Origin of the sequence: Amycolatopsis japonica (genome assembly GCF_000732925.1) — a bacterium.
Classification (GTDB): domain Bacteria; phylum Actinomycetota; class Actinomycetes; order Mycobacteriales; family Pseudonocardiaceae; genus Amycolatopsis; species Amycolatopsis japonica.
Genome location: NZ_CP008953.1, coordinates 8,936,526 through 8,961,318, shown reverse-complemented (window position 1 = coordinate 8,961,318; position 24,793 = coordinate 8,936,526). Strand labels below are relative to the sequence as shown.

24 protein-coding genes are annotated in these 24,793 nt (G+C 68.6%); 13 read left to right on the top strand and 11 right to left on the bottom strand.

The features are described from left to right. Window positions 1–602 precede the first annotated feature (602 nt). From rpmH to AJAP_RS41690, 10 genes are all read left to right on the top strand, one after another. A complete protein-coding gene (rpmH, locus tag AJAP_RS41735; protein ID WP_005154511.1) occupies window positions 603–746 on the top strand; it encodes a 50S ribosomal protein L34 in 144 nt (47 codons plus the stop codon). Window positions 747–769: 23 nt separating this feature from the next. Continuing rightward, window positions 770–1,153 (top strand): ribonuclease P protein component, encoded by a 384-nt coding sequence (rnpA, locus tag AJAP_RS41730; RefSeq protein ID WP_037333978.1) that lies wholly within the window; start codon window positions 770–772, stop codon window positions 1,151–1,153. 4 nt (window positions 1,154–1,157) lie between these two features. Then, complete coding sequence (gene yidD / locus AJAP_RS41725; RefSeq protein WP_016338357.1) at window positions 1,158–1,463, top strand: membrane protein insertion efficiency factor YidD; 306 nt, start codon at window positions 1,158–1,160, stop codon at window positions 1,461–1,463. 4 nt (window positions 1,464–1,467) lie between these two features. Next, entirely contained in the window at window positions 1,468–2,568 is a 1,101-nt protein-coding gene (gene yidC / locus AJAP_RS41720) for a membrane protein insertase YidC (protein ID WP_038522069.1), read from the top strand. Between the two features lie 30 nt (window positions 2,569–2,598). Next, the gene (locus AJAP_RS41715) at window positions 2,599–3,156 is read left to right on the top strand and encodes a Jag family protein (RefSeq protein WP_007032243.1); all 558 of its coding nucleotides are present in this window, start codon (window positions 2,599–2,601) and stop codon (window positions 3,154–3,156) included. 211 nt (window positions 3,157–3,367) lie between these two features. Continuing rightward, window positions 3,368–4,048, top strand: coding sequence for a 16S rRNA (guanine(527)-N(7))-methyltransferase RsmG (gene rsmG / locus AJAP_RS41710; protein ID WP_038522066.1), 681 nt, complete (start codon window positions 3,368–3,370; stop codon window positions 4,046–4,048). Between the two features lie 64 nt (window positions 4,049–4,112). Further along, window positions 4,113–5,042, top strand: a complete 930-nt coding sequence (locus tag AJAP_RS41705; protein WP_016338354.1) for a ParA family protein — start codon at window positions 4,113–4,115, stop codon at window positions 5,040–5,042. Further along, the gene (locus AJAP_RS41700) at window positions 5,039–6,055 is read left to right on the top strand and encodes a ParB/RepB/Spo0J family partition protein (RefSeq protein WP_038522064.1); all 1,017 of its coding nucleotides are present in this window, start codon (window positions 5,039–5,041) and stop codon (window positions 6,053–6,055) included. Before AJAP_RS41705 ends, AJAP_RS41700 begins: the two co-directional genes overlap by 4 nt. A gap of 85 nt (window positions 6,056–6,140) precedes the next feature. After that, on the top strand, window positions 6,141–6,812 hold the full coding sequence (locus AJAP_RS41695) for an HAD family hydrolase (RefSeq protein ID WP_038522061.1): 672 nt from the start codon (window positions 6,141–6,143) through the stop codon (window positions 6,810–6,812). Continuing rightward, window positions 6,809–7,195, top strand: coding sequence for a hypothetical protein (locus AJAP_RS41690; RefSeq protein ID WP_038522058.1), 387 nt, complete (start codon window positions 6,809–6,811; stop codon window positions 7,193–7,195). The genes AJAP_RS41695 and AJAP_RS41690 overlap by 4 nt, the downstream gene beginning before the upstream one ends. Window positions 7,196–7,244: 49 nt before the next feature. On the opposite strand, the gene AJAP_RS41685 is transcribed toward AJAP_RS41690, so the two are convergent. After that, complete coding sequence (locus AJAP_RS41685) at window positions 7,245–8,195, bottom strand: D-alanine--D-alanine ligase family protein (protein ID WP_038522056.1); 951 nt, start codon at window positions 8,193–8,195, stop codon at window positions 7,245–7,247. Window positions 8,196–8,230: 35 nt separating this feature from the next. Beyond that, a complete protein-coding gene (locus tag AJAP_RS41680; protein ID WP_038524894.1) occupies window positions 8,231–9,550 on the bottom strand; it encodes an aminotransferase-like domain-containing protein in 1,320 nt (439 codons plus the stop codon). A gap of 195 nt (window positions 9,551–9,745) precedes the next feature. On the opposite strand from AJAP_RS41680, the gene AJAP_RS41675 reads away from it, so the two are divergent. After that, window positions 9,746–10,390 carry a GNAT family N-acetyltransferase gene (locus AJAP_RS41675; RefSeq protein WP_007032251.1) on the top strand — a complete coding sequence of 215 codons (645 nt, stop codon included), beginning with the start codon at window positions 9,746–9,748 and terminating at the stop codon, window positions 10,388–10,390. Between the two features lie 288 nt (window positions 10,391–10,678). On the opposite strand, the gene AJAP_RS41670 is transcribed toward AJAP_RS41675, so the two are convergent. From AJAP_RS41670 to AJAP_RS41630, 9 genes are all read right to left on the bottom strand, one after another. Next, window positions 10,679–11,827, bottom strand: coding sequence for an N-acetylmuramoyl-L-alanine amidase (locus tag AJAP_RS41670; protein WP_038522053.1), 1,149 nt, complete (start codon window positions 11,825–11,827; stop codon window positions 10,679–10,681). A gap of 251 nt (window positions 11,828–12,078) precedes the next feature. Next, on the bottom strand, window positions 12,079–12,402 hold the full coding sequence (trxA, locus tag AJAP_RS41665) for a thioredoxin (protein WP_007032253.1): 324 nt from the start codon (window positions 12,400–12,402) through the stop codon (window positions 12,079–12,081). Between the two features lie 38 nt (window positions 12,403–12,440). Next, complete coding sequence (gene trxB / locus AJAP_RS41660; RefSeq protein WP_038522050.1) at window positions 12,441–13,436, bottom strand: thioredoxin-disulfide reductase; 996 nt, start codon at window positions 13,434–13,436, stop codon at window positions 12,441–12,443. A gap of 215 nt (window positions 13,437–13,651) precedes the next feature. Next, entirely contained in the window at window positions 13,652–14,440 is a 789-nt protein-coding gene (locus AJAP_RS41655; protein ID WP_038522048.1) for a hypothetical protein, read from the bottom strand. After that, window positions 14,437–15,096, bottom strand: a complete 660-nt coding sequence (gene sigM / locus AJAP_RS41650) for an RNA polymerase sigma factor SigM (RefSeq protein WP_037333997.1) — start codon at window positions 15,094–15,096, stop codon at window positions 14,437–14,439. Before sigM ends, AJAP_RS41655 begins: the two co-directional genes overlap by 4 nt. 31 nt (window positions 15,097–15,127) lie before the next feature. After that, window positions 15,128–16,687 (bottom strand): protein kinase family protein, encoded by a 1,560-nt coding sequence (locus AJAP_RS41645; protein WP_084098542.1) that lies wholly within the window; start codon window positions 16,685–16,687, stop codon window positions 15,128–15,130. 120 nt (window positions 16,688–16,807) lie between these two features. Continuing rightward, window positions 16,808–18,757 carry a murein biosynthesis integral membrane protein MurJ gene (gene murJ, locus AJAP_RS41640; RefSeq protein ID WP_038522042.1) on the bottom strand — a complete coding sequence of 650 codons (1,950 nt, stop codon included), beginning with the start codon at window positions 18,755–18,757 and terminating at the stop codon, window positions 16,808–16,810. Between the two features lie 413 nt (window positions 18,758–19,170). Further along, a complete protein-coding gene (locus tag AJAP_RS41635; protein ID WP_038522039.1) occupies window positions 19,171–21,312 on the bottom strand; it encodes a DUF6049 family protein in 2,142 nt (713 codons plus the stop codon). Next, window positions 21,309–21,833, bottom strand: coding sequence for an NUDIX hydrolase (locus AJAP_RS41630; protein WP_038522036.1), 525 nt, complete (start codon window positions 21,831–21,833; stop codon window positions 21,309–21,311). Before AJAP_RS41630 ends, AJAP_RS41635 begins: the two co-directional genes overlap by 4 nt. 147 nt (window positions 21,834–21,980) lie before the next feature. Between AJAP_RS41630 and AJAP_RS41625 the strand changes: the two genes are divergently transcribed. Together AJAP_RS41625 and AJAP_RS41620 are read left to right on the top strand one after the other, a co-directional pair. Beyond that, window positions 21,981–23,399, top strand: coding sequence for a CCA tRNA nucleotidyltransferase (locus tag AJAP_RS41625; RefSeq protein ID WP_038522033.1), 1,419 nt, complete (start codon window positions 21,981–21,983; stop codon window positions 23,397–23,399). A 79-nt stretch (window positions 23,400–23,478) separates the two neighbouring features. Continuing rightward, window positions 23,479–24,786 (top strand): sensor histidine kinase, encoded by a 1,308-nt coding sequence (locus AJAP_RS41620; RefSeq protein WP_038522030.1) that lies wholly within the window; start codon window positions 23,479–23,481, stop codon window positions 24,784–24,786. The last annotated feature ends 7 nt before the right edge of the window (window positions 24,787–24,793 follow it).

Genomic DNA, 24,793 nt, shown 5'->3' with positions numbered 1-24,793 from the left:
CTGCCTGACTCCCCTCCCCTCGTCGGTGCGCTGCGGCGAGATCACTCAGCGGCCCGAACGCCGGGTCGAGCGTCATCATGGCCCGGTCGGCTCGCGCGCACAGCAAATATCCACATAGTTGTCCACAGCTGTGCACTAATGTACGGCGGCCCGCGGTGACGCCACCTGCGGGATCGTCGTATGCCGACGGGATGCCTCCACATCCCCGAGGACACCCGGGCGCCTGCACCGTTCCACCTCGGCGAAAACCCGGGAGGGGCACGCTAACAAGCCCCGCTCGTTGCCACAAGGCGTCCTCGCGCGCAAGCATTTCACGGTGTACGGCGTGTTGCCATTCGATGCCCTCGCGTCGTCGGTGATCACTCTCCACGTACGGTCGCGGTCCGTGGTCGAGGGGGTGCCTGCCGGGCCCGGGCGGTGGGTGCGTACCCTCGTAAGGTCTCCCGTATACAGCGGGGGCGTTTCGCGTGCCCACGTTGTCGTCGCTCGACGTGACGAGGCCACACGTTGGTAGGAGACACCAGAGACTGCCGTGCGTCAGCACGACACGCCAGGAACGGGTCGAACCGTTCCCGGCGGCCGAGAAACAGGAGAAGTTAGTCGTGAGCAAGGGTAAGCGCACCTTCCAGCCGAACAACCGCCGCCGCGCCCGGGTCCACGGATTCCGGCTGCGCATGCGGACCCGCGCCGGCCGGGCCATCCTGGCGGCTCGCCGTCGCAAGGGCCGCGGCGCGCTGTCCGCCTGATCCGGCCGTCGTCGAGGGACGTCGTGCTGCCGGCCGCCGCGAGGTTGCGGCGCAGTGAGGATTTCCGTGCCGTGATGCGGCGTGGGGCCAAGGCAGGCAGGCGCCGCCTCGTCGTCCATGCGTTGACCACGGACCCGCCCGATGCCGCCGAAGCGGCGCGGGCGGGTTTTGTGGTGAGCAAGGCCGTGGGCAATTCGGTGGTCCGCCACCGGGTCACCCGCCGGTTGAGGCATCTCGTTTCCGCCAGGATCGGAACACTGCCGCCCGGCAGCTCGTTGGTGATACGGGCACTACCTCCGGCCGCGGACGCGTCCAGCGCGGAACTCGGCTCGGATCTCGACGCGTCGTTGCGGCGTCTCGGGCTGTCCCGCCAGACGCGACCCCCCGACCACGGATCAGCGGTGTAACGGCATGCGAGCCACCGAGAACGAGACCACCGAAGACGCCCGCCCGGGCCCGGTGGCATGGGTGCTGCTCCTGCCCATCAAGCTGTACCGCAAGGCGATCTCCCCCTTCCTTCCTCCGGCGTGCAGGTTCTACCCGAGCTGTAGCGCGTACGCCGTCGAGGCACTGACCCGGCACGGCGCCGGCCGCGGCACTTATCTCGCGGTCCGGCGTCTGCTGCGCTGTGGCCCGTGGACCATGCCCGGCCGCGATCCGGTACCCGAGACGTTCTCGTGGCGCCACCGCCGACCTGAAACACCGATCGAGGAGTAGCTCAGTGCTCGACTTCATCTACTACCCCGTGTCCTTCATCTTGTGGTGTTGGCACAAGGTCTTCGGGCTCGTGTTCGGTGAGGCGAACGCGGTCTCCTGGATCCTCGCGATCATCTTCTTGACGTTCACGGTCCGCGGCATCATGTTCAAGCCGTTCGTGAACCAGGTCCGGTCGATGAAGAAGATGCAGGACTTCGCGCCGGAAATGAAGAAGATCCAGAAGAAGTACGCGAACGACCGGCAGCGCCAGGCGATGGAGATGCAGAAGCTCCAGAAGGAGCACGGCGTCAACCCGCTGGGCAGCTGCCTGCCGATGCTGCTTCAGATCCCGGTCTTCATCGGTCTGAACCACGTCCTGCGGATGTTCACCATCAACCCGTACGGCGGCCCGAAGACCGAGAACTACTTCTTCGACCAGGCCGGCGTCGAGTCCTACGTCCACGCGAAGCTGTTCGGCGTCAACCTCGGCGACGCGATCTACACCGGTGTCGACATGGTCAGCGGCGGCAACGCGGCGACCGGCTTCCACTGGTATGTCGCCCCGGTCGCGATCCCGCTGATGATCGTCGCCAGCATCGCCACGCACCTCACCGCGCGTCACTCGGTCCAGCGTCAGAACCCCGAGTCGGCCACGCCGCAGACCGCGATGATGAACAAGCTGACGATGTACATCTTCCCGCTCGGTGTCCTCATCTTCGGTGCGCTGTTCCCGGTCGGCCTCCTCTTCTACTGGCTCGCCAACAACGGCTGGACCCTGATGCAGCAGCGTCTCGTCTACACGCGGATCGACAAGGAAGAAGAGGCCCGCAAGGAAGCCGAGAAGGAGAAGCGCGCGAACCTCGGCCCGAAGCCGGGCCAGAAGCCGACCGCGCCCCGCCCCGGCCAGAAGCCGGTCCAGCAGAAGAAGAACAAGCCGTCCTCCGGTGGCCAGGTCAAGAAGGCGGGCTCGCCGCACGGCTTCGCCCAGACCGGCTCCTCCGCGAAGAAGAAGGACGCCAACGACGCAACAGCCGAGTCGTCGACGAACGGCTCGAAGGAGAACGGTGCGGACGTGCCCGGTCTCATCTCGGACTCGACTAAGAAATCGGACCGGAAGCGTCGCTGACGCCGATCCGGGCCGGAGAGGAGACCAGTAATGGCGGAGACGATCGACACGATCGACGCCGAGGAGAACAGCGCGGCCGAGGTTGAGGGCGCCGCTGAAGAGACCGCTCGCAAGGGAGGTGTCGACGACGACGTCCTCGTGAAGGAGGGCGACATCGCCGGTGACTACCTCGAGCGGCTGCTCGACCTTTTGGACTACGACGGCGACATCGACCTCGATGTCGAAGCGGGCCGCGCGATCGTCAGCATCGACGGCGGCGAGGACCTGGAGAAGCTCGTCGGTCCCCGCGGCACTGTGCTGGAGGCGCTGCAGGAACTGACGCGGCTGGCGGTGCAGCAGGAGACCGGTTCGCGGAGCCGGCTGATGCTGGACATCGCGGGCTGGCGCGCGGACCGTCGCGAGGAGCTCCGCGAGCTCGGTCGCTCGACCGCCGAGACGGTCGTCTCCTCTGGCGAGCGCGTGCGGCTTCAGCCGATGAGCCCGTTCGAGCGGAAGGTCGTGCACGACGCGGTCGCCGCTGTGGACGGCGTCAAGAGCGAGAGCGAAGGAGAGGACCCGAAGCGCCGGGTCGTCATCTTCCCCGCCTGACGGTTACTCGAACGAAGCGGCCCGCCGGTCATCCGGCGGGCCGCTTCTTCGTTTCCTGGGTGAATTACACGCGTGGCGTTTCACGTGAAACGCGCGAAGGCGAGTGGAGTTGTCCACAACTTCGGACTGTCTCCCCGCTTTGCGCTCGACGTCATGGACAATCAGTGGAGCGCGTTTCACGTGAAACGGCGTCGAGGGTTGAGGAGCGAGAGTGGGCTTGGACGGGGTCGCCGCATCGGTACGGAGTGCGGCGTCGGAAGTATTCGGAGACCGCGTCGAGCAAGCCGCCGGCTACGTCGAACTCCTGGAGCGGCATGGCGTCGAGCGCGGGCTCATCGGGCCTCGCGAGGTCGACCGGCTGTGGGAGCGTCACGTCCTCAACTCCGCCGTGATCGGCGAGCGAATCCCCGACGGCGCCCGCGTGGTCGACGTCGGCTCGGGTGCGGGACTTCCGGGTGTACCGCTCGCGATCAGCCGACCGGACCTCGATATCGTTCTGCTCGAACCGATGGCTCGCCGGGTCGACTGGCTGGCCGAGGTTGCCGAGAAGCTGGAACTCCCCATCACCGTTGTCCGCGGGCGCGCGGAAGAGCGGCAGGTACGTGAGGAGCTCGGTGGCGCGGATGTCGTCACCGCCCGGGCGGTCGCTCCCTTGGCCCGGCTCGCGAACTGGTGCCTCCCGCTCGTGCGTTCCCAAGGTGCTCTGGTCGCCCTCAAAGGAGCGAGCGCCGGAGAGGAAATCGAACGCGATCGCGCCGCCGTCCGGAAGGCCGGTGGCGGCGAACCGGAAGTCTTCGAGTGCGGCACCAAGGTGCTCGAGGTTCCGAGCACGGTCGTCGTGATCCACCGTCTGCCCCCGAAACCGTCTCGACCGCGCGGCAGGCGCAGCTAGACCGGTTCCACGTGAAACAACGCAGAACGACTCCCACGTCTAATACAGAGGAGGCTCGAGACCGGTGACTCCCCCGCCGTCCGACCCTGCGAGCGCCGGCCAGGAACTCGGCTGGACGCCCATCGCCGAAGAAGCCGTCCGCGCCGCCAGCGTGCTGCACCCCAAGGAGGGTGCGCTCCCCCGGCCGAACCGCCGGCGAGTGCTGACGGTCGCCAACCAGAAGGGTGGCGTCGGCAAGACGACGAGCACGGTGAACCTCGCCGCCGCCCTCGCCGTCCACGGGCTCAAGACGCTCGTGATCGACCTGGACCCTCAGGGCAACGCGAGCACCGCGCTCGACATCGACCACCGCTCCGGCACGCCGTCGATCTACGAGGTGCTGATCGGTGAGGTGTCGCTGGCCGAGGCGGCGGCGCAGAGCGAGCAGTCGCCCAACCTCTACTGCGTGCCCGCGACCATCGACCTCGCCGGTGCCGAGATCGAACTCGTCTCCATGGCGTCCCGCGAGATGCGGCTCAAGGAGGCGCTCTCGTCCGAGATCCTCGACGAGATCGGCGTCGACTACGTCTTCATCGACTGCCCGCCGTCGCTCGGTCTGCTGACCGTCAACGCGATGGTCGCCGCGCAGGAGGTGCTGATCCCGATCCAGTGCGAGTACTACGCGCTCGAAGGTCTGGGGCAGCTGCTGAGCAACATCGAGCTCGTCCAGGCGCACCTGAACCGCGAACTCAGCGTCTCCACGATCCTGCTCACCATGTACGACGGCCGGACGAAGCTGGCCGATCAGGTGACGAACGAGGTCCGGAACCACTTCGGGGACACTGTTCTCAAGACGGTGATCCCGCGCAGTGTGAAGGTCTCGGAGGCGCCCGGATACGGGCAGACCGTCCTCGCGTACGACCCGGGTTCGCGGGGCGCGATGAGCTACGTCGACGCGGCGAAGGAGATCGCCCAGCGCGGTGTGGAGATGAAGGAAAGGAGCGGTACGGCATGAGCGAGCGCAGAGGAGGGCTCGGGCGCGGGCTCGCCGCCCTGATCCCCACCGGCCCTCCGCCGGGTTCGGCGGCTCCCGCCGAGAACGGCTCCCCTGTCCCCTCCGCTCCCGCGAGCAAGCCCGCGGGGCCGGACGACAAGGGCTGGTTCGCGGCCAACGGCGCGGCCGGTTCGCACGGCGGAACGATCGCCGGCGCGGTCTACCGCGAGGTGCCGGTCAGCCAGATCAAGCCGAACCCGAAGCAGCCGCGGCAGGTCTTCGACGAGGACGCGCTCAACGAGCTGGAGCACTCGATCCGCGAGTTCGGGCTCATGCAGCCCATCGTGGTCCGGGAGCTCGGCAACGACGAGTACGAACTCGTCATGGGCGAGCGGCGGCTGCGTGCCTCCCAGCTGGCGGAGCTGGAGGCGATCCCGGCGATCGTGCGGCAGACCGCCGACGAGGCGATGCTGCGCGACGCGCTGCTGGAGAACATCCACCGCGTTCAGCTCAACCCGCTCGAAGAGGCGGCCGCGTATCAGCAGCTGCTCGACGAATTCGCGGTCACGCACGAGGAGCTGGCGAGCCGGATCGGGCGCAGCCGCCCGGTCATCACGAACACGATCCGCTTGCTCAAACTCCCCCTCGCGGTCCAGCGACGGGTCGCGGCCGGGGTGCTCTCGGCGGGCCACGCGCGGGCACTGCTCTCTCTCGAGGACGCCGACAGTCAGGAAGAGCTGGCCGCGCGGATCGTCGCGGAGGGCATGTCGGTCCGCGCGACCGAGGAAGCCGTCACGCTCAAGAAGAGTGAAAAGCCGGCCAAGCCGAAGCCCGCTCCCCGCAAGCCGATCCAGGCGCCCGGTCTCCAGGAACTGGCGAACCGGCTTTCGGACCGGTTCGACACCCGCGTGAAGGTCGACTTGGGTCGCCGCAAGGGGCGGATCACCCTCGAATTCGGCTCGGTTGACGATCTTGAACGCATCGTGGCGCTCATGGATCAAAATCAGGCAAATCAGACACCGGAAACCGATTAGGGATCACCCCGGGTCGTTTTGTCACGGTGACGATAGCTGAGTGCTGATGATCGCGTGACGCTGAGTGCTTGAACTGGGGGCAAGTGTGAAGGGGCTCTTCGGCGGCCGAAATCCGCGCGCGGTCGTCTTCGACTGCGACGGATTGCTCATGGACACCGAGCCGTGTTGGTCCGTCGCCGAGACCGAACTGTTCGCGCGGCGCGGGCTCCCCTTCGGCGCGGACGAGAAGGCGTTGGTGATCGGCAAGTCGCTACCGGCCGCCGCCGACGCGATGGCGGAGGCGTTCGGTGAACCGGACGCCGGCGCCGAGATCGCGGACGAGTTGCTGAGGTTGGTGACCGAGGTCGTCACCGCGAAGGCGGAGGCGATGCCCGGCGCGCGTGAGTTGGTCGAACTGACCGCCGCCGCCGTACCGGTCGCCGTCGCGAGCAACTCGCCCCGAGCCCTGTTGGACGCCGCACTCGTTCGCGGCGGTCTGGCGGGAATGTTTCCCGTGAAACTGGCCGCCGACGAAGTGACCGCGCCGAAGCCGGATCCAGAGATGTACTTGACCGCTTGTGCCCTCTTGAACGTCGAGCCAGCCGACGCGCTGGCGTTCGAGGACTCCATGACCGGACTTCGATCGGCGCGAGCGGCTGGCGTGCCCGTCATCGGGGTGCCTACGTTGAAGCACCAGGACTTCCCCGCCGATGTCGTGATCGGCTCCCTACGCGACGAAGAGCTGTTGTCCTGGGTGCGTGGATGGCCTCAGCGATGACCGAGCTCCCCTTCGTCCGCTTCCAGAGCCCGACCCGCGATGCACGAGGAAACTTCACCGGGGTCTTCGGTCTCGTCAACGGGCTCGCCCGCGCCGGACGCCTCACCGTCGAGCAGGAAGCGTTCCGCCGGACGAACAACGACTGGTACGACGCGAACTTCACCAACCCCGCGCACGCCGACCCGGGCGTCTACGACGCGGAAGTCAATCCCGGGGCCGCGGCGTGGTTCAAGGCGACCGCTCGTGTCTTCATCGACCGAGTCGATGGCTACCTGTCGATCCTGGAAACGCACGACGTTCCCTGTGAAACCGTCTGGTCGGCGGACCAGGGACAGGTCATCTACGAGGACGAGCACCAGATCGTCGTCGTGGCCCGGACATAGGAAAAGGGGACTCGCCCGCCGTGGGCAAGTCCCCTTCGTCGAATCCGATTCAGCTCTTGCGGGAAATCGCCCGTCCGACGAGACCGGCGAAGACCGAGCCGAGGGTGGAACCGGCCGCTTCGATCGCCACCGGCACGATCGACGTCTCGGTGAGACCCGGCGAGGGATTCACCGCGAGGAAGTGGACCGTGCCGTCTTCGGTGATCACCGCGTCGGTGCGGGAGATGTCGCGAAGGCCGAGTTGCCGGTGCACGGCGACGGCCAGCTCACCGACCGCCTTGGCGGCGTCATCAGGAATCCGCGCCGGGGTGAAGAAATCGGTCAGCCCGGCGGTGTAGCGGGCCGTGTAGTCGTACACGCCGCTCTCAGGCACGATCTCGACCGCGGGCAGGGCTTCGGGTCCCTCTTCGCCTTCGATGACCGTGACGGCCACTTCGACGCCCGAAACGAACTTCTCGGCGAGGACGGTGTCGCCGTAAGCGAAGCAGCCGACCATCGCACCGGGCATTTCGGCGGCGTCCTTGACGACCTGGGCGCCCAGCGCCGATCCGCCCTGGTCGGGCTTCAGGATCATGGGCAGCCCCAGCGTGTCGACCATCGAGTCCAGGACGGCTTGCGCGCCGAGCTCGCGGAACGTGCTGTGCGGCAGCACCACCCAGTCCGGCGTGGTGAAGCCCGCGTCGGCGACGAGCGCCTTGGCCGTCGGCTTGTCCCACGCGCGGCGGCAACCCTGCGAACTGGTGCCGACGTAAGGCACGTCGAGCATCTCCAGGATCGTCTGCACCGCGCCGTTCTCCCCTTCACCACCGTGAAGGGCGACGATGGCCGCGTCGGGCCGCTGGGTGCGAAGACGTTCGAGCAGACCCGCGTCGGTGTCCCACTCTTCGACGACGAGGCCCTCCGCCCGCAACGCGACCGAGAGCCGGCGCCCGGAGCGGAGAGAGACGTCGCGTTCGTGGGAAAGGCCGCCTGCGAGTACGGCAACGGTGCGGTCGACCACCGGGACTCCTTTTGTGCTTGGGGACGTCCGGTCGATCAGACCGTGTCCGGAGAGGGGTTCTGCGGCCCCGAGATCGAGCGTGGGCTCGCGTTACCGAAGGTACGCGCCAGGTCCATTTCGGACTCGAGCACCGCGGCAAGCCGCCGGACGCCTTCGCGGATTCGTTCGGGCGTCGGGTAGCAGTAGGAAAGACGAAGTTGTCTGCTGCCGAAACCGTCGGCGTAGAAACCGGTTCCGGAGGCGTATGCGACCCGTGCCGTGACGGCTCTCGGCAGCATCGCCTTCGTGTCCACGCCTTCGGGGACGGTCATCCAGACGTAGAAACCGCCGTCGGGTTTGGTCCAGCTGCAGCCGGCGGGCATGTGTTGTTCGAGCGCGGACAGGATCGCGTCCCGGCGCTCCCGGTAGTTTTCGCGGAAGGTCTTGATCTGACCCATCCAGTCGTGAGTCGAGAGGTATCGCGACACGATCAACTGGTTAAGCGTAGGCGGACAAAGCGTCGCGGACTCGGCCGCGAGCACGAGCTTCTCCCGGACGGCGTGCGGTGCGAGCACCCAGCCGACCCGCAGGCCCGAGGCGAAGGTCTTCGAGAACGAGCCCAGGTACACGACGTTGTCGGGGTCGATCGAGCGGAGCGCCGGGTACGTCTGACCGCTGAAGCCGAGCAGACCGTACGGGTTGTCCTCGACGATGAGGATGTCGTTCTCGCGGCAGATCTCCACGATCTCCGCCCGCCGCTCGACGGCCAGCGTGACGCCGCCGGGGTTGTGGAAGTTCGGGATCGTGTAGAGGAACTTGACCAGGCGGCCGGCCTTCCGCGTTTCCGCGAGCGCGGCGCGCAGCCCCTCGGGGACCAGGCCGTGGTCGTCCATCGCGACGTGGACGACGTCCGCCTGATACGCGGCGAACGAGCCGAGCGCGCCGACGTACGACGGGCCTTCGGCGATGATGACGTCGCCCGGATCGCAGAACAGCCGGGTGACCATGTCGAGCCCCATCTGGGAGCCGACCGTCACGACGACGTCGTCCGGGTGGGCCTTGATGCCTTCGAGGGCCATGATTTCGCAGATCTGCTCGCGCAGAGCGGGGACACCGTGTGCGGAGCCGTACTGGAGCGCGACCAGGCCGTCTTCGGCGATGAGCTCGCCGACCTGCGCGGACAGCGTGTCCAACGGGAGCGCGGCGAGGTTCGGCATCCCGCCGGCGAGCGATACCACTTCGGGGCGACTGGCCACCGCGAACAAGGCCCTGATCTCGGAAGCAGTCATTCCGGCCGTACGCGCGGCGTAGCGGTCGAGATGAGGGTCGAGGTTGTGGCGGCCGGGCTCCGGCCGGACAGGGCGATTCTCGGTCATCAGGCGCTTCACCCGTGCTTCGAAGTGGACATAGTCGCTACCGACTGGTAGTTCCATCGAGTGTAACCACCCTCCCTCTAGGGGCCCTGGCCTTCCGGTGTTCATCACATCGGCCTATCCTCGGTCTGGACCCCTTCGGTGAGCCCTGCTCGGGACAAGGCTGCGTCGGGTGTCGTCATTCAGGGAGGTTTGTCTGTGTCGCGTCGCGTCGTGGGCGTAACCCTGGACAACCTCGAGCACCTGCCCAAGAGCTGCCGCCGCTGCGTGTACTGGGAGCTGGCGCCGCATATGAAGGCGCAGGCCGAGGAATACGGCGCGACCGAGGTCGAAAAGGAAGCTTGGGTCTCCAGCGTGCTGCTGGAGTGGGGTTCCTGCGGCCGGATCGTCTACAGCGACACCCTGCCCGTCGGTTTCGTGCTTTACGCGCCGCCGAACGCCGTGCCGCGCTCGCTGGCCTTCCCGACTTCGCCTCCCGGCCCGGACGCGGTCCTGCTGACCGCCTTCCAGGTGCTTCCCGAATTCCAAGGCGGCGGACTCGGCCGGATGCTGGTGCAGGCCGTCGCGAAGGATCTGACCAAACGCGGTGTCCGCGCGATCGAAGCGTTCGGCGACGCCAAGCCCGACGAGACCGATCCGGACGGCGGGCACAGCTGTGTGCTGCCCGCCGCGTTCCTGCAGAGCGTCGGGTTCAAGACCGTGCGGCCGCATCCGCGGTGGCCGCGGCTGCGACTGGAACTGCGGTCGGCGATTTCGTGGAAGGAAGACGTGGAGGCGGCCCTCGAACGGCTGCTGGGCCAGGTCTCCATCACGACGGCCGAGCCGAGCCTGGGCCGCGCCTGATCTTCTCCGCCGGCGTCGTTTAGCAGAGTTTTCGAGCGCGCGCAGCAGCCATCCCCCGGCCTGGGGACAGCTGTGGGTAACCCGCCGAGTTATCCACAGATCGCTGCTAGGAGCGGTGGAAAATCTGTGGATGGGTAGGCTGGACCTGGGGACGCCCCCCCGGGAAGGGCGGGGGCTGCGCGCCGGGTGGATCTAGGGGTGGCGTGGTCGGCCCAGGGGGCACACAACCGGTTGTGCCGAGGGCGTCGGCAGAGGGATGTGCGCCCGCGTGCGGGTGTGGAGGACTGGCTACTCCGCTTTGGCGAGTTCGTGGGCCAGGACGTCCGCGAAGGTGAACGTGCCGGTCGGCTGGTCCCCTTCGCCGAGCAGATACAGGCGCTTCACGGCGACCAGGATGCCTTCGGCGACGACGTCGCGGAAAGCCGGGTCCGCCAGTTTGCGGCTGTCTTCCGGGTTGGTCAGGTAGCCGATCTCGATCCGCACCGCCGGGCAGCGGGTACGGGTGAAGATCTCCCAGGTCTTGTAGTGCGTGCGGCAGTCGAGCATGCCGGTGCGGGCGGCCAGCTCACGCTGGATGAAACCCGCCAGCAGCTCGCCGACGGTAGACGTGGTGCCGTTGCCGGTGCCGAAGTGGAAACTCGCGACCCCCTGCGCCTTGGGCGAGGGGTTCTTGTCGTTGTGCAGCGAAAGGAACAGGTCCGCGCCCGCCTCGTTCGCGAACTTCGCCCGGTCGCCCTCGCTCGGGCTCTGGTTCGGGCCGCGCGAGATCAGCGCCTCCATACCGGTGGCCTGCATCCGGCCTTCGAGCCGCCGCGCCAGGTCCCAGGCGATGTCCGCCTCGCGCAGGCCGCCGGCGACGACACCGAGGTCCTCGCCGCCGTGACCCGGGTCGATCACGATGCGCTTGCCGCGCAGCCGGGGGCCCGCCTGCCGCACCTGCTCCTGCTCACGCAGGAAAACGGGGCGGCCGCCGCGGGCGCGCGGCGACGAGAGCCGGTGCAGTTCACGGATGGTGGCCGGGCCGCACATACCGTCGGCGACCAGGCGCATGTCGCGCTGGAAGGTCTTGAGCGCGCGTTCGGTCTGCGGGCCGAAATGCCCGTCCGGGCGGCCGGCGTCGAAACCGAGCTCGGTCAGCCGCTCCTGGAGCGCGAAGACGTCGTCACCCTGCATGGGGGCGGAGAACATGTAGGTCAGCGGGCGGCTGCCCAGATGGAAGCCCGCGCCGCGAAGCGCCTGGTAGGTCGCCGGACCCACCAGACCGTCGGTGATGAGCCCACGGCGCTGCTGGAACGCTCGAACGGCGTGTTCCAGCGCCGTGTCGAAGACCTCGTACTCCCCGGATTCGGTCACCGGCGGGAGCAGCTCCATCGCCGCCAGCGTGGACCTGATCTCGGCGACGTCCGGTCCGGCGTCACCGCGGCGGAGTACCCGCATGCACTCCTCGCTCTTCCCTTTGGGGCACCGATCGAGCTCGATGCACGACTATGAAAACCCTGCGGGGCGAACCCCGGTGCTCTATTGTGCCCTGTGAACTCTCGGTGAGCGCGGAGGCCCGGCCGGTGCGTCAAGTCGCCGTTCGTGGAACTCGTCCAGGCGTTCCCGTAACAGGGAGTTTTACCCATTCCGGGGAACGACGAAACCCGGAGCCTGGGCGGGCCCCGGGTTTCGGCAGGTGAAACGCGAGATCAGAGGACGTCGGCGAGGTCCGAGAGCAGCGCGGCCTTCGGCTTGGCGCCGACGATCTGCTTCACCGGCTTGCCGCCCTGGAACAGGATCAGCGTCGGGATCGACATCACCTGGTAGTCACGCGCAGTGTTCGGGTTGGCATCGATGTCGAGCTTCGCGATGGTCAGCTTCTCGCCGTTCTCCGCCGCGATCTCCTCGAGCACCGGGGCGACCATCTTGCACGGGCCGCACCAGGTCGCCCAGAAGTCGACCAGGACGGGCTTCTCGCTCGTCAGCACGTCGTCGACGAACGTCTTGTCGGTCACCGTCACGGTGTTGGCCATGGTGTCTCCTTCTGGGTGGTGAACGGGCTGGGGGAAAGTCAGTTGGTGGAGGCGCCGTAGCCGCCGCCGACCAGCTCAGGCGTCTCCTGGGCGGTCTCGACACCGGCGTGCTCCGCCAGCCATCGTTCTGCATCGATGGCGGCCGCGCAGCCCGAGCCGGCGGCGGTGATCGCCTGCCGGTACGTGCGGTCGACCAGGTCGCCCGCCGCGAAGACACCGGGAAGGTTCGTGTACGAGGTCCGGCCCTGGGTGAGCACGTAGCCGTCCTCGTCGAGGTCCACCTGACCACGCACCAGTTCGCTACGCGGGTCGTGCCCGATCGCCACGAAGAACCCGGTCACGTCGAGCTTGGACTCCTCGCCGGTCACCGTGTCCTTGAGCGTCAGGCCCTCGACCTTGCCTTCACCCTCGACTCCGGTGATCTGCTTGTTGAGCGCCCACTTGATCTTCTCGTTCTCGCGGGCACGCTCCAGCATGATCTTGGAGGCGCGGAACTCCTCGCGACGGTGGACGATCGTGACGGACTTGGCGAACTTCGTCAGGAAGGTCGCCTCCTCCATCGCGGAGTCGCCGCCGCCGGCGACCACGATGTCGTGGTCGCGGAAGAAGAAGCCGTCGCAGGTGGCGCAGGCCGAAACACCGCGGCCGAGCAGCTCCTGCTCGCCGGGCACGTTCAGATAGCGGGCGGCGGCACCCATCGAGAGCACGACCGCGCGGGCCGCGTAGCGCTTGCCGTTCGCGACGACGTACTTGACGTCACCGGTCAGCTCGACGGACTCGACGTCCTCCTGGCGCAGGTCGGCGCCGAAACGCTTCGCCTGCTCGCGCATCTCTTCCATGAGGTCGGGACCCTGGATGCCCTCGCGGAAGCCGGGGAAGTTCTCGACCTCGGTCGTCGTCATCAGCGCACCGCCGAACTGAGTGCCCTCGAACACCAGCGGTTCGAGCTGCGCTCGTGCCGCGTAGACAGCGGCGGTGTATCCCGCAGGACCCGATCCCACAATGATCAGGTTCCTGATCTCCTCGGCAGCCACCCGTGACCTCCGCTCGTAGTGACCTGTTCACCAGGCTCAACACGATCGTAAGGGCCGGTGTTCCCGGGGTGACCGGCGCTACTTTCTCCTGGCTTGCGCCACAGCGGAGATCCGACCTCTAGCGCCGCTAGAAAACCTAGCGTGGTAGCAAAGGTCCCCCGCTCCCCCCGGATTGGGGCTGGTGGGGAGCGAGGGACCAGTGAGGTTTCGGTCGGTTACTTCGGTCCGATGATTTTGTCGAAGAGGACCGAAGGGTTGCCCGGGCCGCAGTCCGCGCCGAAGGCGACGATGCGGAACTGGGCGAGTTTTCCTGTGGTGTAGATCACCATCACGCCGTCCTTGCCCGCGACGTTCACCGGCCGGATGCCCTCGGGGCGCACGTCGGCGTCCATTCCGGCCGCGGCGATACAGGCGTCGAGGCGCTCTTCGGTCTTCAGCGAGCCGAAGTCGCGGACGCCGATCGCTTTGCCGACGAGGGCTTCGGCCCCGCCGCCGTCTCCGCCGAGCGAAGGTCCGGAAGGAGCCGAAGGCGCGGGCTGGGCGATACCGCCCGAATCCGGCTCACGGGTGGTCGGGACGACGATCGCCACCGCGGCGATGGCCGCCGCGGCCACGGTCGCTATCCCGGCGCCCCAGCCGATCCGCTTGTTCCGCCGCCGCCGTGCGGCCGCGAGGTCCACCACCGGGGCGACCTGTTCCTGCTGCCTTTCAGATGCGCCTTGAAACGCAGGCGTCGCCCGCATTTCGGCGGCCAGCGCGGCGTCGATCCGTGCCGCGTATTCCGCCGGCATCGGCGCGACCGGCTCGTTCGCGAGTTCCGCGAGGTCGGCCGTGGTCGCTTCCAGTGCTTCGATGATCGCCAGTGCTTCGGGGTCGGCGTTCACCAACGGCCACAGTTCGGCCGCCTCACGCTCGTCCAGCACACCTGCGTGCAGGTCGGCGAGCACATCGACAGACCACGGCGGACCGACGGTCCCACCGATCCCCCTGCTCTCGTCTGTCATCGTCCCTCCCCGTCACCCGGCGTGCCCTGAGGACGCCTGGCACCCCGTTGCGGGGTAGCGCGCTCTCGTTTGCTTTCGTGAGTTGGGACGTTCGCAATAGCATCGGGGTTCCGTAGATGTCCGAGAACCTTCGCGAGCTTTCCGCGACCTCGGGCACACCGGCTCTTGACCGTGCCTTCGGCGATGCCGAGCATCTTCGCCGTCTCGGCGACGGAGTATCCCTCGACGTCGACCAACACGATCGGGGCACGTTGCTCTTCGGGGAGCTGGTCGAGGGCTTCCTTCACGACCAGGCTCGTCTCGCGTTCGGACATCGAGTCGCGCGGCGAGGCGGGCTCGTTGAACTGCCCGGTCTCGGGCAGCGGGACGGTCGGTCTGGCCTTGCCCCGCCGGATGCGGTCGAGGCACGCGTTCACGACGATGCGGTGCAACCACGTCGTGACCTGCGATTCCGCTCTGAAGTTGCCCGCTGCTCGGAACGCGGAGATGAAGGCGTCCTGCAGGGCGTCCGCGGCTTCTTCCGGATCCCGCAAAGTGCGCAGGGCTACCGCCCACATGCGGTCTCGATGTCGCTGGACCAGTTCACTGAACGCGTGCGGGTCTCCAGCGGCATGCGCCGCTATGAGATCCGCGTCCGTGGGAGCTGCAGCTGTCACCCGGGAGAGCCTACTGACCCGGTGTCTGACGTCACCCCGCAGGCAGGAAGGTCAGCTCTTTGAGTTCGGTGATGAACTTTCCCTTGTCATCTTCACCCAGCTGAGTGATCCAGATGATGAAGTACTGACCCTGCTGCGGCTGCTGCAACGCGATGGTCGATTCGCCGGCCGCGAGGTCCCCGCTCCCGACGACCTTCGTCTCGTCGAGCTTCGGGTTCTTCTTGTCGGCGGAGCGGATCTCGACCTTCGAACCGGCACTCGCCGCGTCGATCTTGACCTGGCTGAGGTTGATCGGGTCCTTGAAGGTCACGACCAGCCCGACGCCGTCCTTGAGCACCGGGAACTGCTCGTCGTACTGGTCGGTCTTCCACGAGGTGACCGCGTCGCCGTCGGTGGCGTTCCTGGCCTTGCCGGGGCTGTCGCCCTTGCTGCCCGGGTTGTAGACGGCCACGGCCGACGGCTTCACCGCCGCACCCACCGCGGGTGCCGGCGGCTTCTGCGCGGGCGGCGGTTGTTGCTCGCCCGGGGGCGGCACGACCTGGGAAGAGGACGCGGCGACGTTCATCTTCGGGCCGCTCGACTTCGACTCACCCTGGAACAGGTTGATCAGCATCATCCCGCCCCAGGCGAGGATGACCACGGTCGCGACGACCAGCACGGTCACGCCGAACGCCAGCTTCTTGCGCCGTGCGACGTCCTTGACCGGCTTCTTCGTCGTCCAGACGGTGCCGTCCGATTCGGCGACGGCCTCTTCCTCGCCGACCGCCTTGATCAGCTGGGTGCGCTCTTCGGCTTCGGCGACCTGGTCCAGCACGCGCAGGATGGCCGCGCTGGTGCGGATGCCGCCGTGGCCACCGTCCTCGATGGTGCGGACGGCGAGCGAGGACAGCTCGACCGGCACGGTCGGGACCAGCGAACGCGGCGGGATGACGCGTCCGGTCGGCGCGTGCGGCGCCGCCGGGATCGCGGCCGGACCGCCGGGAAGGGCCCAACGACCGGTCAGCAGCAGGTACAGCACGGCGCCGAGCGCCTTGACGTCGTCGCGAAGGGTCGCCTCGGGCAGCGGGCCCGGGAAGGCGAGCTTCAGCGCGCCGTCCGGGGTGAGCCGCAGACGCTGCGGGTGATCGAGGCCGAGGACGAGACCGTTCTGATGGGCGTGGTCGACGGCTTCCGCCAGCGCCTGCACCATCCGGGCCGCCGCGGCGGGTGCCACCGGACGCTGCGCCACGAGGTCGACCAGGTCGCTGCCCTTGGTCCATTCCGCCACGACGACACCGAGCAGACCTTCGCTCGAAGTGACGCCGCTGCCGAGGCTGAGCACGTCGAGGACGCGCGCGACCCCGCCGTGGCCGAACTTCGAGGCGTGCGCGGCACGCTCCAGCGTCCGGCGCGCGAGCCGGGCGGCTTCCGCGTCCGCGGGGTCGCCGACCAGCAGCGTCAGCGCGACATCCCGCTTCAGCTGCCCGTCGCGGGCACGCCAAAGATGCGCCGCCGCCCGTTCGTCCACCCCGAACTGTGCGAGCAGGCGATACCGGCCGTCACCGACGACCCGGCCAGGGGCCAGCGACCCGCCTTGGGCCCGGATGCCCACCTGGCTCGCCTCCCCTGCCTGTTCGCTCCGTCTCGTATCCACCGCACTCTCCCGCGTAGCTCCCGCCCCGAGGGTACCCAGAATACGACCCGTGAACGCGCGCCATCCGTACGTGAATCGTTATCCGCGCTTGATCAACCGGGTGATCCTCGCCGTGGCGGGCTTCAATTCCTCCACCTTCAGGGCGATGAGCACGCCGAACGACACCGCGATCCCGACCACCGTCTGCAGGAGAAGTTTCACCCAGGCATGGAAAGTAGGCCCGAACGAGTCAGGCACGATCTGCCCGGCGAGCCAGGCCGCGCCGACCCCGAGCACACTCGCGACGACCGTGAAGAGGATCACCCCGAGCACTCGCTTGCTCCGGAGGTTTCCGAGGGTCACCCACAGCCAGACCTGACCGAGGATCGCGCCGACGACGAACGTGAGGCCGTTGACCATCATCACGCCGAGCACGATGTTGTCCGGCGACAGCAGCGCGGGGCACAGGTACAGCAGCGGCACCTTGACCACGGTCATCACGATCATGATCAGCACCGGCGTCCGCGCGTCCTTCATCGCGTAGAACACCCGCATCTGCAGCATGACCAGCGCGTACGGCAGCAGCGCGAACGCCGAGATGGCCAGCGCCTCGCCCATCCGCGACGCGTCCTCGACCGTGCCCTTGCCCAGGGTGAACAGGGCGATACCGACCGAACCGCCCACCACGGTCATCACCGCGGAGATCGGCACGAGCATCACCGTCGAGATCCGCGACGCGTAGGAGAGGTCGCCGATCAGCTTCTTGTGGTCGCCGTCGGCGGCCGCGCGGCTCATCCGCGGCATGATCGCGGTCAGCAGCGAGACACCGATGACGCCGTACGGCAGCTGGAAGAGCAGCCACGCGTTGCTGTACGCGGTCACACCGCCCTGCGAACCGCTGGTCAGCACGCGGGTGGTGATCGTGTAGCCGACCTGGCTGACCGCGACGTAGCCGACGGTCCACAGCGCGAGCCCGCCGAACTCCTTCATGCGCTTGTCGATGCCCCAGCGCCATTTGAACTTGAACCCGGACCGCAGCAGCGGCGGGATCAGCAGCACCGACTGCGCCACGATGCCCGAGGTCACGCCGATGCCCAGGGTCAGCAGCTTCGGGTCGGTGATCGACACCGGATCGGTGGAGATGTTCCCCGGCATGATCCACACGACGAGGATCGTGAAGATGACGACGAGGTTGTTGATCACCGGCGCCCACGCCGTCGGGCCGAAGATGTTCTTCGCGTTCAGCACCGCCGAGAGCAGCGCGAACACACCGTAGAAGAAGATCTGCGGCAGCAGCAGATACGCGAACGCGGTGACCAGCTCGGGATTCGCCTGGCCCTTGTCGTCGACGTAGAGCTTGGTGATCAGCGGCGCCGCGACCACGGCGATCGTCGTCCCGACGACGAGCAACGTGCCCGCCACCGTGACCAGCCGCTGGGTGTAGGCCTCGCCGCCGTCCTTGTCGTCCTGCGACCGCACGAGCAGCGGGACCACGAGGCTCGACAGCACGCCGCCCATCAGCAGTTCGAAGATGATGTTCGGCATGGTGTTGGCGACGTTGAACGAGTCGTTCTCCACCTGGGCGCCGATGGCCGCGACCAGCAGCAGCTTCCACGCGAAGCCGGTGATGCGGCTGATGAGCGACGCGATCGCCATCCGGCCGCTGGACTTCGCGAGCGACGGCGCCTTCGCCGGGGCGGCGACATCCTGTTCGCCGGTGTCCCCCGGCCGCGGTTTGACCAGCGGCGCGTCCTTGATCGCCGGCATGACCTGCGTGGCGAGCTGGTCGTACGGGCGGAGGACGTCGGGGTCGGCGACCGGCCAGCGCGAACCCATCGGGACACCGGGGGTGCGCGGGATGAACCGCGTCGCGTCGGCTTCGTCGCGCCGGTCGACCTGCCACGGGCGGACCGGTGGCGGCTGGCGGCGCCCGCGATGCGGCGGGGGCGGTGTCTGATGGAGGGCCTGCGGCGCCTGGGAAGGTGCCGGTCGGCGCGGTGCCTGGTTCTGCGACGGCTGCGGAAGCGGCGGCCCCTGCGGAGGCGGCACCGGCTGCCGACGGGTCGGCGGAGGCGGCGTCCCCTGACCGGGGGGCGCTTTCCGCGGCGGCGCGCCCTGGGGTGGTGGCCTCAGCCGTCGCGTCTCGTCGTCGGGGCGGCCCGCCACCCGCTGGCGGCGGCCGTCCGGCGGTGGCTGCTGGGGAGGCGGCGGCACGGCCCGCCGCGGGCGCTCACCGCGTTCGGGCGGGGGCTGCTGCGGGGGCGGCTGACGACGCTCCGGACGGCGTGCCGGTCCGTCGGTACGGCGGGGCGGTGGCGGAGTACCTTCGCGCCGGGGACGGCCTGCACGCTCGGGCGGTACACCCGGCTCTCTTTCCAACGTGCGCCCAATCCTCGGTGCTCGACTACGTGATGCCCGGCGGCATCGTTCGACCCAGGGTAATCGGGAACGGCCGGAAACACTTAAACCTGTGCGTCCTCGGTCACACGTGGGGCGGTTTCGTTCGTCCGATCGGCCCGCGAGTCCTTGATCCTCCGGTAGATCCGCCGGGACGACAGGAGCAGCAGCGCACCCGCCGCGGTGATGGTGATGATGATGGTGATCGCGCCGTACTCCGTGGAGGTCAGCTCGAACCGCGCGTCGGAACCGAGCGGGGTCCCGTCGGGCGTGGTCAGCGCCACGTCGACGCTGAACCGGCCGGCTCGCAGCGCCTCGACCGGCAGCAGCTGGTTGATGGCGCCGTTCGCCGGGACGGTCCGCTCCGGGACGGCTTCGGTGGGACGCAGGCCCACGTTGTTCTTGAGCACGGTGCGGACGTTGACGCCGACCGGAAGGCCGTTGGTGATGTACGCGGGCAGGGGCGACGCGCCGGAGGCCAGCGCGATCGTCTGCTTCGGCCGCTCCACGGTGACCTGGCTGCGGATCGCTTCGAGGTCGCCGCGGGCGTTGGCGGTGACGATCGCGGCGTCCGCGCCGCGCCACGAGGTCGACGCGGCCCGGATGAGGGCGAACCGGACCGGGGCGATCACGTCGGCCGGATTCACTCGTTTGGTGGCATCCATCGTCATCGCGGACGACAGGCCCAGCGTCTCGTTGTCGATCTGGGACATCTTCGCGGTGACGTCACCGCTGGTCGCGGCCGTCAGATCCTGCGGGTCGTAGTTGACCGACGCCGTCCCGGACGGGCCGTCGCCGAGCAGTTCGGGCAACGGCGCGGCCTTGATCAGACCGGCGGTGTAGAAGTCACCCATCCGCTCCAGGAACGTGGTGAGTTCCGTGCCGCTCGCGGCCCAGTGCCGCGGCGGCGCGATCAGCAGCCGCGAGCGCGCCGGTCCCTCGGACTGCCCGCCGAGCCCCGCCCGGAAGGCGATGGCGCCGAGCCCGTTCTGCGTGGAGCCCGAGCCGTTCAGCGCGGACGAGATCAGCGCGTCGATCGGCTGCGCGCGCAGGTCCGTTCCTTCGATCGACACCCCGCCCGAAAGCGGCGAGCCGGACTGGAGCTTGCCCGAATCGGTCAGCACGGTCTTGACGCCGGCTTTGCCGATCGCTTCGACGGTCTGCGAATCGAGGGCGCCGCCCGGCCAGAGCACGCCGTCCTGCGGCTGGATGCCGAGCAGGTTCTTGATCGTCCCGGCGCCGCCCAGCGCGCTCGCCATGAGCGCGGTGTCGGTGGCGTCGCCCGCGCGGACCTTCGTCAGCGCGGTGAGGTCGGCGTCGGCGAACGGGAGGGTGACCACGCACCGGCCCGCGACCAGCGCCTTCAGCCTGCCGAGCCAGTTCTTCGCGGTCTCGACGCCCTTGCCGGGAGCGCCGCCCGAGACCTGGTAGCCGCGGGTCATCCCGTCGACGGTCGCGACCAGGTCGGGGTCGATGGCCAGGCACAACGACGACGAGACCTTCGTGTCGGCCTCGGCCGCCCGCGCCGCTTCGACCAGCGAGTCGAGACGGCCACCCGCGGCCAGTTCACCGGCGAGCCGTTCGTCCGCCAGGGTCAGCGGGCCGCCGAGCGGGGACGAGACGACGTGCACGGTGCTGTTCGCGATCGGCCACAGCAGGCTCGTGGACGGCGCCGACGTGGGGCGCGACGCGGGGGCCCTGCCGGGGACGCCGAGCACCGGCATCAGCAGGGTGACCGCCGCCAGCCGTTCGGGGCCGCCGAAATCCGGGGTGCCGTTGACGTTGACCAGCAGCGGATACACGCCGGGCCTCGGGAACTGCAGTTTCGACGACTGGCCGAGCGGGACGGACAGGTTCAGCGCGGCGCTCTGCCCCGGCTCCAGTTCGTCCGGTTCGAGGTCGACGAACTCGGTCGCACCGAGATCTTTGAACTTGTCACCGGCGAGGACGTCGCCGATCTGCTGCTCGCTCTGCAGCCTGGTGCCCAGCTGCAGCCGGACGCCGAGTTTGCTGATCCGCCGGTCGCCGACGTTGGTGACGCGGCCGGTGACCGTGAGCGAAGCCGAGTTCGTGCCGATCACGCGGGGGTTCAGCTGGTCGAGGTCCACGCGCAGCCGGGGCTGTTCCTGTGCCTGCGCGACCGCGACGGGCGAGGCGGCCATGGCCAGGAACAGGATCGACAGGACAGTGGCGGCAAGCCGCTTCACTCAGGTGCTCCCTCGGCGGTGTGCTGTTGCTGCGCGAAGAGTTCTTTGGCCTTCCGGACCAGCTTGCGCTCGTCGGAGTAGGCGAGTTTGGTCTCCAGGTCGGCGAGCGGTACCCAGGCGACCTCGGTCACCTCGACATCCTCGTCCGAAAGTTCGCCGCCGGTGGATTCCAGGATGAAATGGTGCACCGTCTTGTGCACACGCCGTCGCTCGGCCACGAACCAGTAGTCGATGGTGCCGAGGGGCTGCAGGACGCGCGCCGAGATGCCGGTCTCCTCCTTCACCTCGCGCACCGCCGTCTGCTCATGCGTCTCACCGTCCTCGATGTGGCCCTTCGGCAGCGACCACAGCAGTCTGCCGTGCCGGTCGAGCCGCCCGATCAGCGCGGCGTTCGCCCGTTCGGCGTCGACGACGAGTCCGCCGGCCGAGGTTTCGTCGACCGTGGTCAGCCGCCGCCCCCGCCTGCGCCTCCGCCGGCGGCCCGGCTTCGAAGCGCCGGAGCGGCCGGCTGATCCAGACATGCTGCGATGCTAGAGCAAACGGCGGTACGGGTACGCTGGCTCACCGTGCCCGTGTTGGGCCGGGCCGTAGTAGTACATCCAAATCGTGGTGGGATTGTCGTGAACAAGGTGGTCGCCGGGCAGGCGATTGCGGGGAAGAGCACTGCGATGCAGAACGCTGTGACGGAGCTGATGCGCATCTCCCCGTTGGCGGACGAGCTCGCGAAGCTCTTCGCGAAGGCGGGACACAGCCTGTACCTGGTCGGCGGCAGCGTCCGCGACATGATGCTCCGCAGGCTGTCGAGCGACCTGGACTTCACCACCGACGCTCGCCCGGACCAGGTGCTCAAGATCGTCAGCGCCTGGGGCGACGCGGTCTGGGACGTCGGCATCGCGTTCGGCACCGTCGGCGTGACGAAACAGGGCATGACCCTGGAGATCACCACGTTCCGCGCCGACAGCTACGACCGCGTCGGCCGCAACCCCGAGGTCACCTTCGGCGACAGCATCGAGGGCGACCTGCTCCGCCGCGACTTCACGGTCAACGCGATGGCGATCGACCTCGCGAACAAGACCTTCGTCGATCCGCACGGCGGCCTTCAGGCACTGCAGGACAAGGTGCTCGACACGCCCGCGACCCCGCAGGAGTCCTTCGCCGACGACCCGCTGCGCATGCTGCGGGCCGCGCGGTTCTCCGCGCAGCTCGGGTTCACCGCGGCGCCGCGCGTGGTCGACGCGATGGCGTCGATGGCGGAGGAGATCGACCGGATCACCGCCGAGCGCGTCCAGACCGAGCTGTCGAAACTGCTGCTCGCGGACGACCCCCGGCCCGGTATCGAGCTGCTGGTGGACACCCGCCTCGCCGATCGCGTGCTCCCCGAGGTGCCCGGGATGCGGCTGGCGATCGACGAGCACCACCAGCACAAGGACGTCTACCAGCACTCGCTGACCGTGCTGGCGCAGGCGATCGACCTGGAGAAGTCGCACGAACCGACCTCCGAGCCGGATCTGATCCTGCGGCTCGCGGCGCTCCTGCACGACGTCGGCAAGCCCGCGACGCGCGAGTTCCAGCCCGGCGGCGGGGTGAGCTTCCACCACCACGAGGTCGTCGGCGCCAAGATGGCGCGCAAACGTTTGCGGGCGCTGAAGTTCTCGAAGGAGATCGTCCAGGACGTCAGCCAGCTCGTGTTCCTGCACCTGCGGTTCCACGGCTACGGCAAGGGCGAATGGACGGATTCGGCGGTGCGGCGCTACGTCACCGACGCCGGCGACCTGCTGCCCCGGCTGCACAAGCTCGTGCGCGCCGACTGCACCACGCGCAACCGCAAGAAGGCGGCCGCGCTGCAGGCGACCTACGACGACCTCGAGCGGCGGATCGAAGCGATCCAGGCGCAGGAGGACCTCGACCGGGTCCGGCCGGACCTCAACGGCGAGGAGATCATGCGGATCCTCGGCCTCAAGCCGGGGCCGGACGTCGGCAAGGCGTGGAAGCACCTGAAGGAACTGCGGCTCGACCGCGGTCCGCTGGAGCACGACGAGGCGGTGGCCGAATTGAAGAAGTGGGCCGCCGAGAACGGCATAGGCTGAGATAAACCCCGTTGGTCTCTGGATCCACACGGCGGAACCGGAGATACTCCTGCCGGTGCTCCGGGCAGGGGGAAAATCCATGGCGAAGCGGCCGCCCAGTTTTCTGGTGACTTTGCTGCGCCGTGGCGCGCCCGCGCTGGCGACGGCGACGAGCGAGCTGTCGGACGAGGTCGGCGACCCGACACCGATGCGCGCGCTGCGGCGGATCCAGCAGATGTCCGGCCCCATCGACACGGCTCATCGCGACAATCTGCTGCTCAGAGCCGCCCGCTACGTCGCACTCGTCCCGCTGGTCTACCGGCTCTTCGCGGTGCCCGGCGCGTTCGGCGTCTACGTCTCCACCCACGGCATGATCGGGATAGGCCCGGTCGGGCTGGTGGCGCTCGGCTCGGTCGGGCTTTCGCTGTACGGGATCCGGTGGATGCTGCGCTCGGCGCCGTTCCGCCCGCAGCACGCCGCCCGCCTGCTCGCGATCGACCTCGTGTTCACCCTGCTCGCGCCGCTGGCCGTCGGTGCGCTGGTGCCGGCTTCGGTCTTCACCGAGGCGATGGCGGTGCCCGGCAAGCACCTGCTCGGCGAGGTCGCGCTGCTGGCGCTGGCGCTGGGCATGCCCGCCGCCGCGGCGCTCGCCGTCGTGAGTTTCCCGGTGCGGATGCTGGCGTCGGTGTTCGGGACCGGTCACGCCGCGCCCGGCGACGCCATGGCCACCTTCCCGTCGATCCTCGGTGTCCTCTTCACGGCGAGCGGCGCCCTCGTCCTGATCGGCCTCGGCACCCGGCTCGCCCTCGCGTACGGCATCCGCAACGGCCGGATCGCCGAACGCGCCCGCCAGCACCGGATGCTGCACGACTCCGTGCTGCAGACCCTCGAAGCGATCGCGCTGGCCAACAAGGGCGACCCGTCCACGCGGCTCGCCGAGGTGCAGCGGCTGGCGCGGGCGCAGTCGATGGAGCTGCGGCGGACGATCGAGAACGAGGCTTCGGAACGGTCGGAGGCCGGTTCGCGGCCGCTGGGCGAGAAACTCGCGTCGCTGGCGGCGGAGATGGCGCGGGACGGGCTGCGTGCCCAGCTCGTGATCGCCGAACTCGACGACGACACGCTTTCCGAGGTGCGGCAGATCGCCATCCGCGACGCCGTCCGCGAGTCGCTGCGCAACACGCTCAAACACGCCGGGACGGACAAGGTCGTCGTGCGGGTCGAGGAGCAGGAAGGCGGCGTCGCGGTGATCACGCGCGATCACGGCGCCGGGTTCAGCCTCGACACCCGGCCCGCCGGCTTCGGCATCAGCGAGTCCATCACCGCACGCCTGAACGAGGTCGGCGGGACCGCGAGGGTGGAGTCGGCTCCGGGCAATGGCACCAGAGTCACCCTTTGGGTGCCTTTCTGACGGTAAA

Excerpts from the sequence above, each read along its gene's own strand:
- yidD (WP_016338357.1), top strand. The coding sequence starts at position 1,158 with ATGCGAGCCACCGAGAACGAGACCACCGAAGACGCCCGCCCGGGCCCG.
- AJAP_RS41655 (WP_038522048.1), bottom strand. The coding sequence starts at position 14,440 with ATGACAGACGAGAGCAGGGGGATCGGTGGGACCGTCGGTCCGCCGTGG.
- AJAP_RS41670 (WP_038522053.1), bottom strand. The coding sequence starts at position 11,827 with ATGCGGGTACTCCGCCGCGGTGACGCCGGACCGGACGTCGCCGAGATC.
- AJAP_RS41700 (WP_038522064.1), top strand. The coding sequence starts at position 5,039 with ATGAGCGAGCGCAGAGGAGGGCTCGGGCGCGGGCTCGCCGCCCTGATC.
- AJAP_RS41625 (WP_038522033.1), top strand. The coding sequence starts at position 21,981 with ATGCAGAACGCTGTGACGGAGCTGATGCGCATCTCCCCGTTGGCGGAC.
- AJAP_RS41680 (WP_038524894.1), bottom strand. The coding sequence starts at position 9,550 with ATGACCGAGAATCGCCCTGTCCGGCCGGAGCCCGGCCGCCACAACCTC.
- AJAP_RS41620 (WP_038522030.1), top strand. The coding sequence starts at position 23,479 with ATGGCGAAGCGGCCGCCCAGTTTTCTGGTGACTTTGCTGCGCCGTGGC.
- AJAP_RS41690 (WP_038522058.1), top strand. The coding sequence starts at position 6,809 with ATGACCGAGCTCCCCTTCGTCCGCTTCCAGAGCCCGACCCGCGATGCA.
- trxA (WP_007032253.1), bottom strand. The coding sequence starts at position 12,402 with ATGGCCAACACCGTGACGGTGACCGACAAGACGTTCGTCGACGACGTG.
- AJAP_RS41630 (WP_038522036.1), bottom strand. The coding sequence starts at position 21,833 with ATGTCTGGATCAGCCGGCCGCTCCGGCGCTTCGAAGCCGGGCCGCCGG.
- AJAP_RS41715 (WP_007032243.1), top strand. The coding sequence starts at position 2,599 with ATGGCGGAGACGATCGACACGATCGACGCCGAGGAGAACAGCGCGGCC.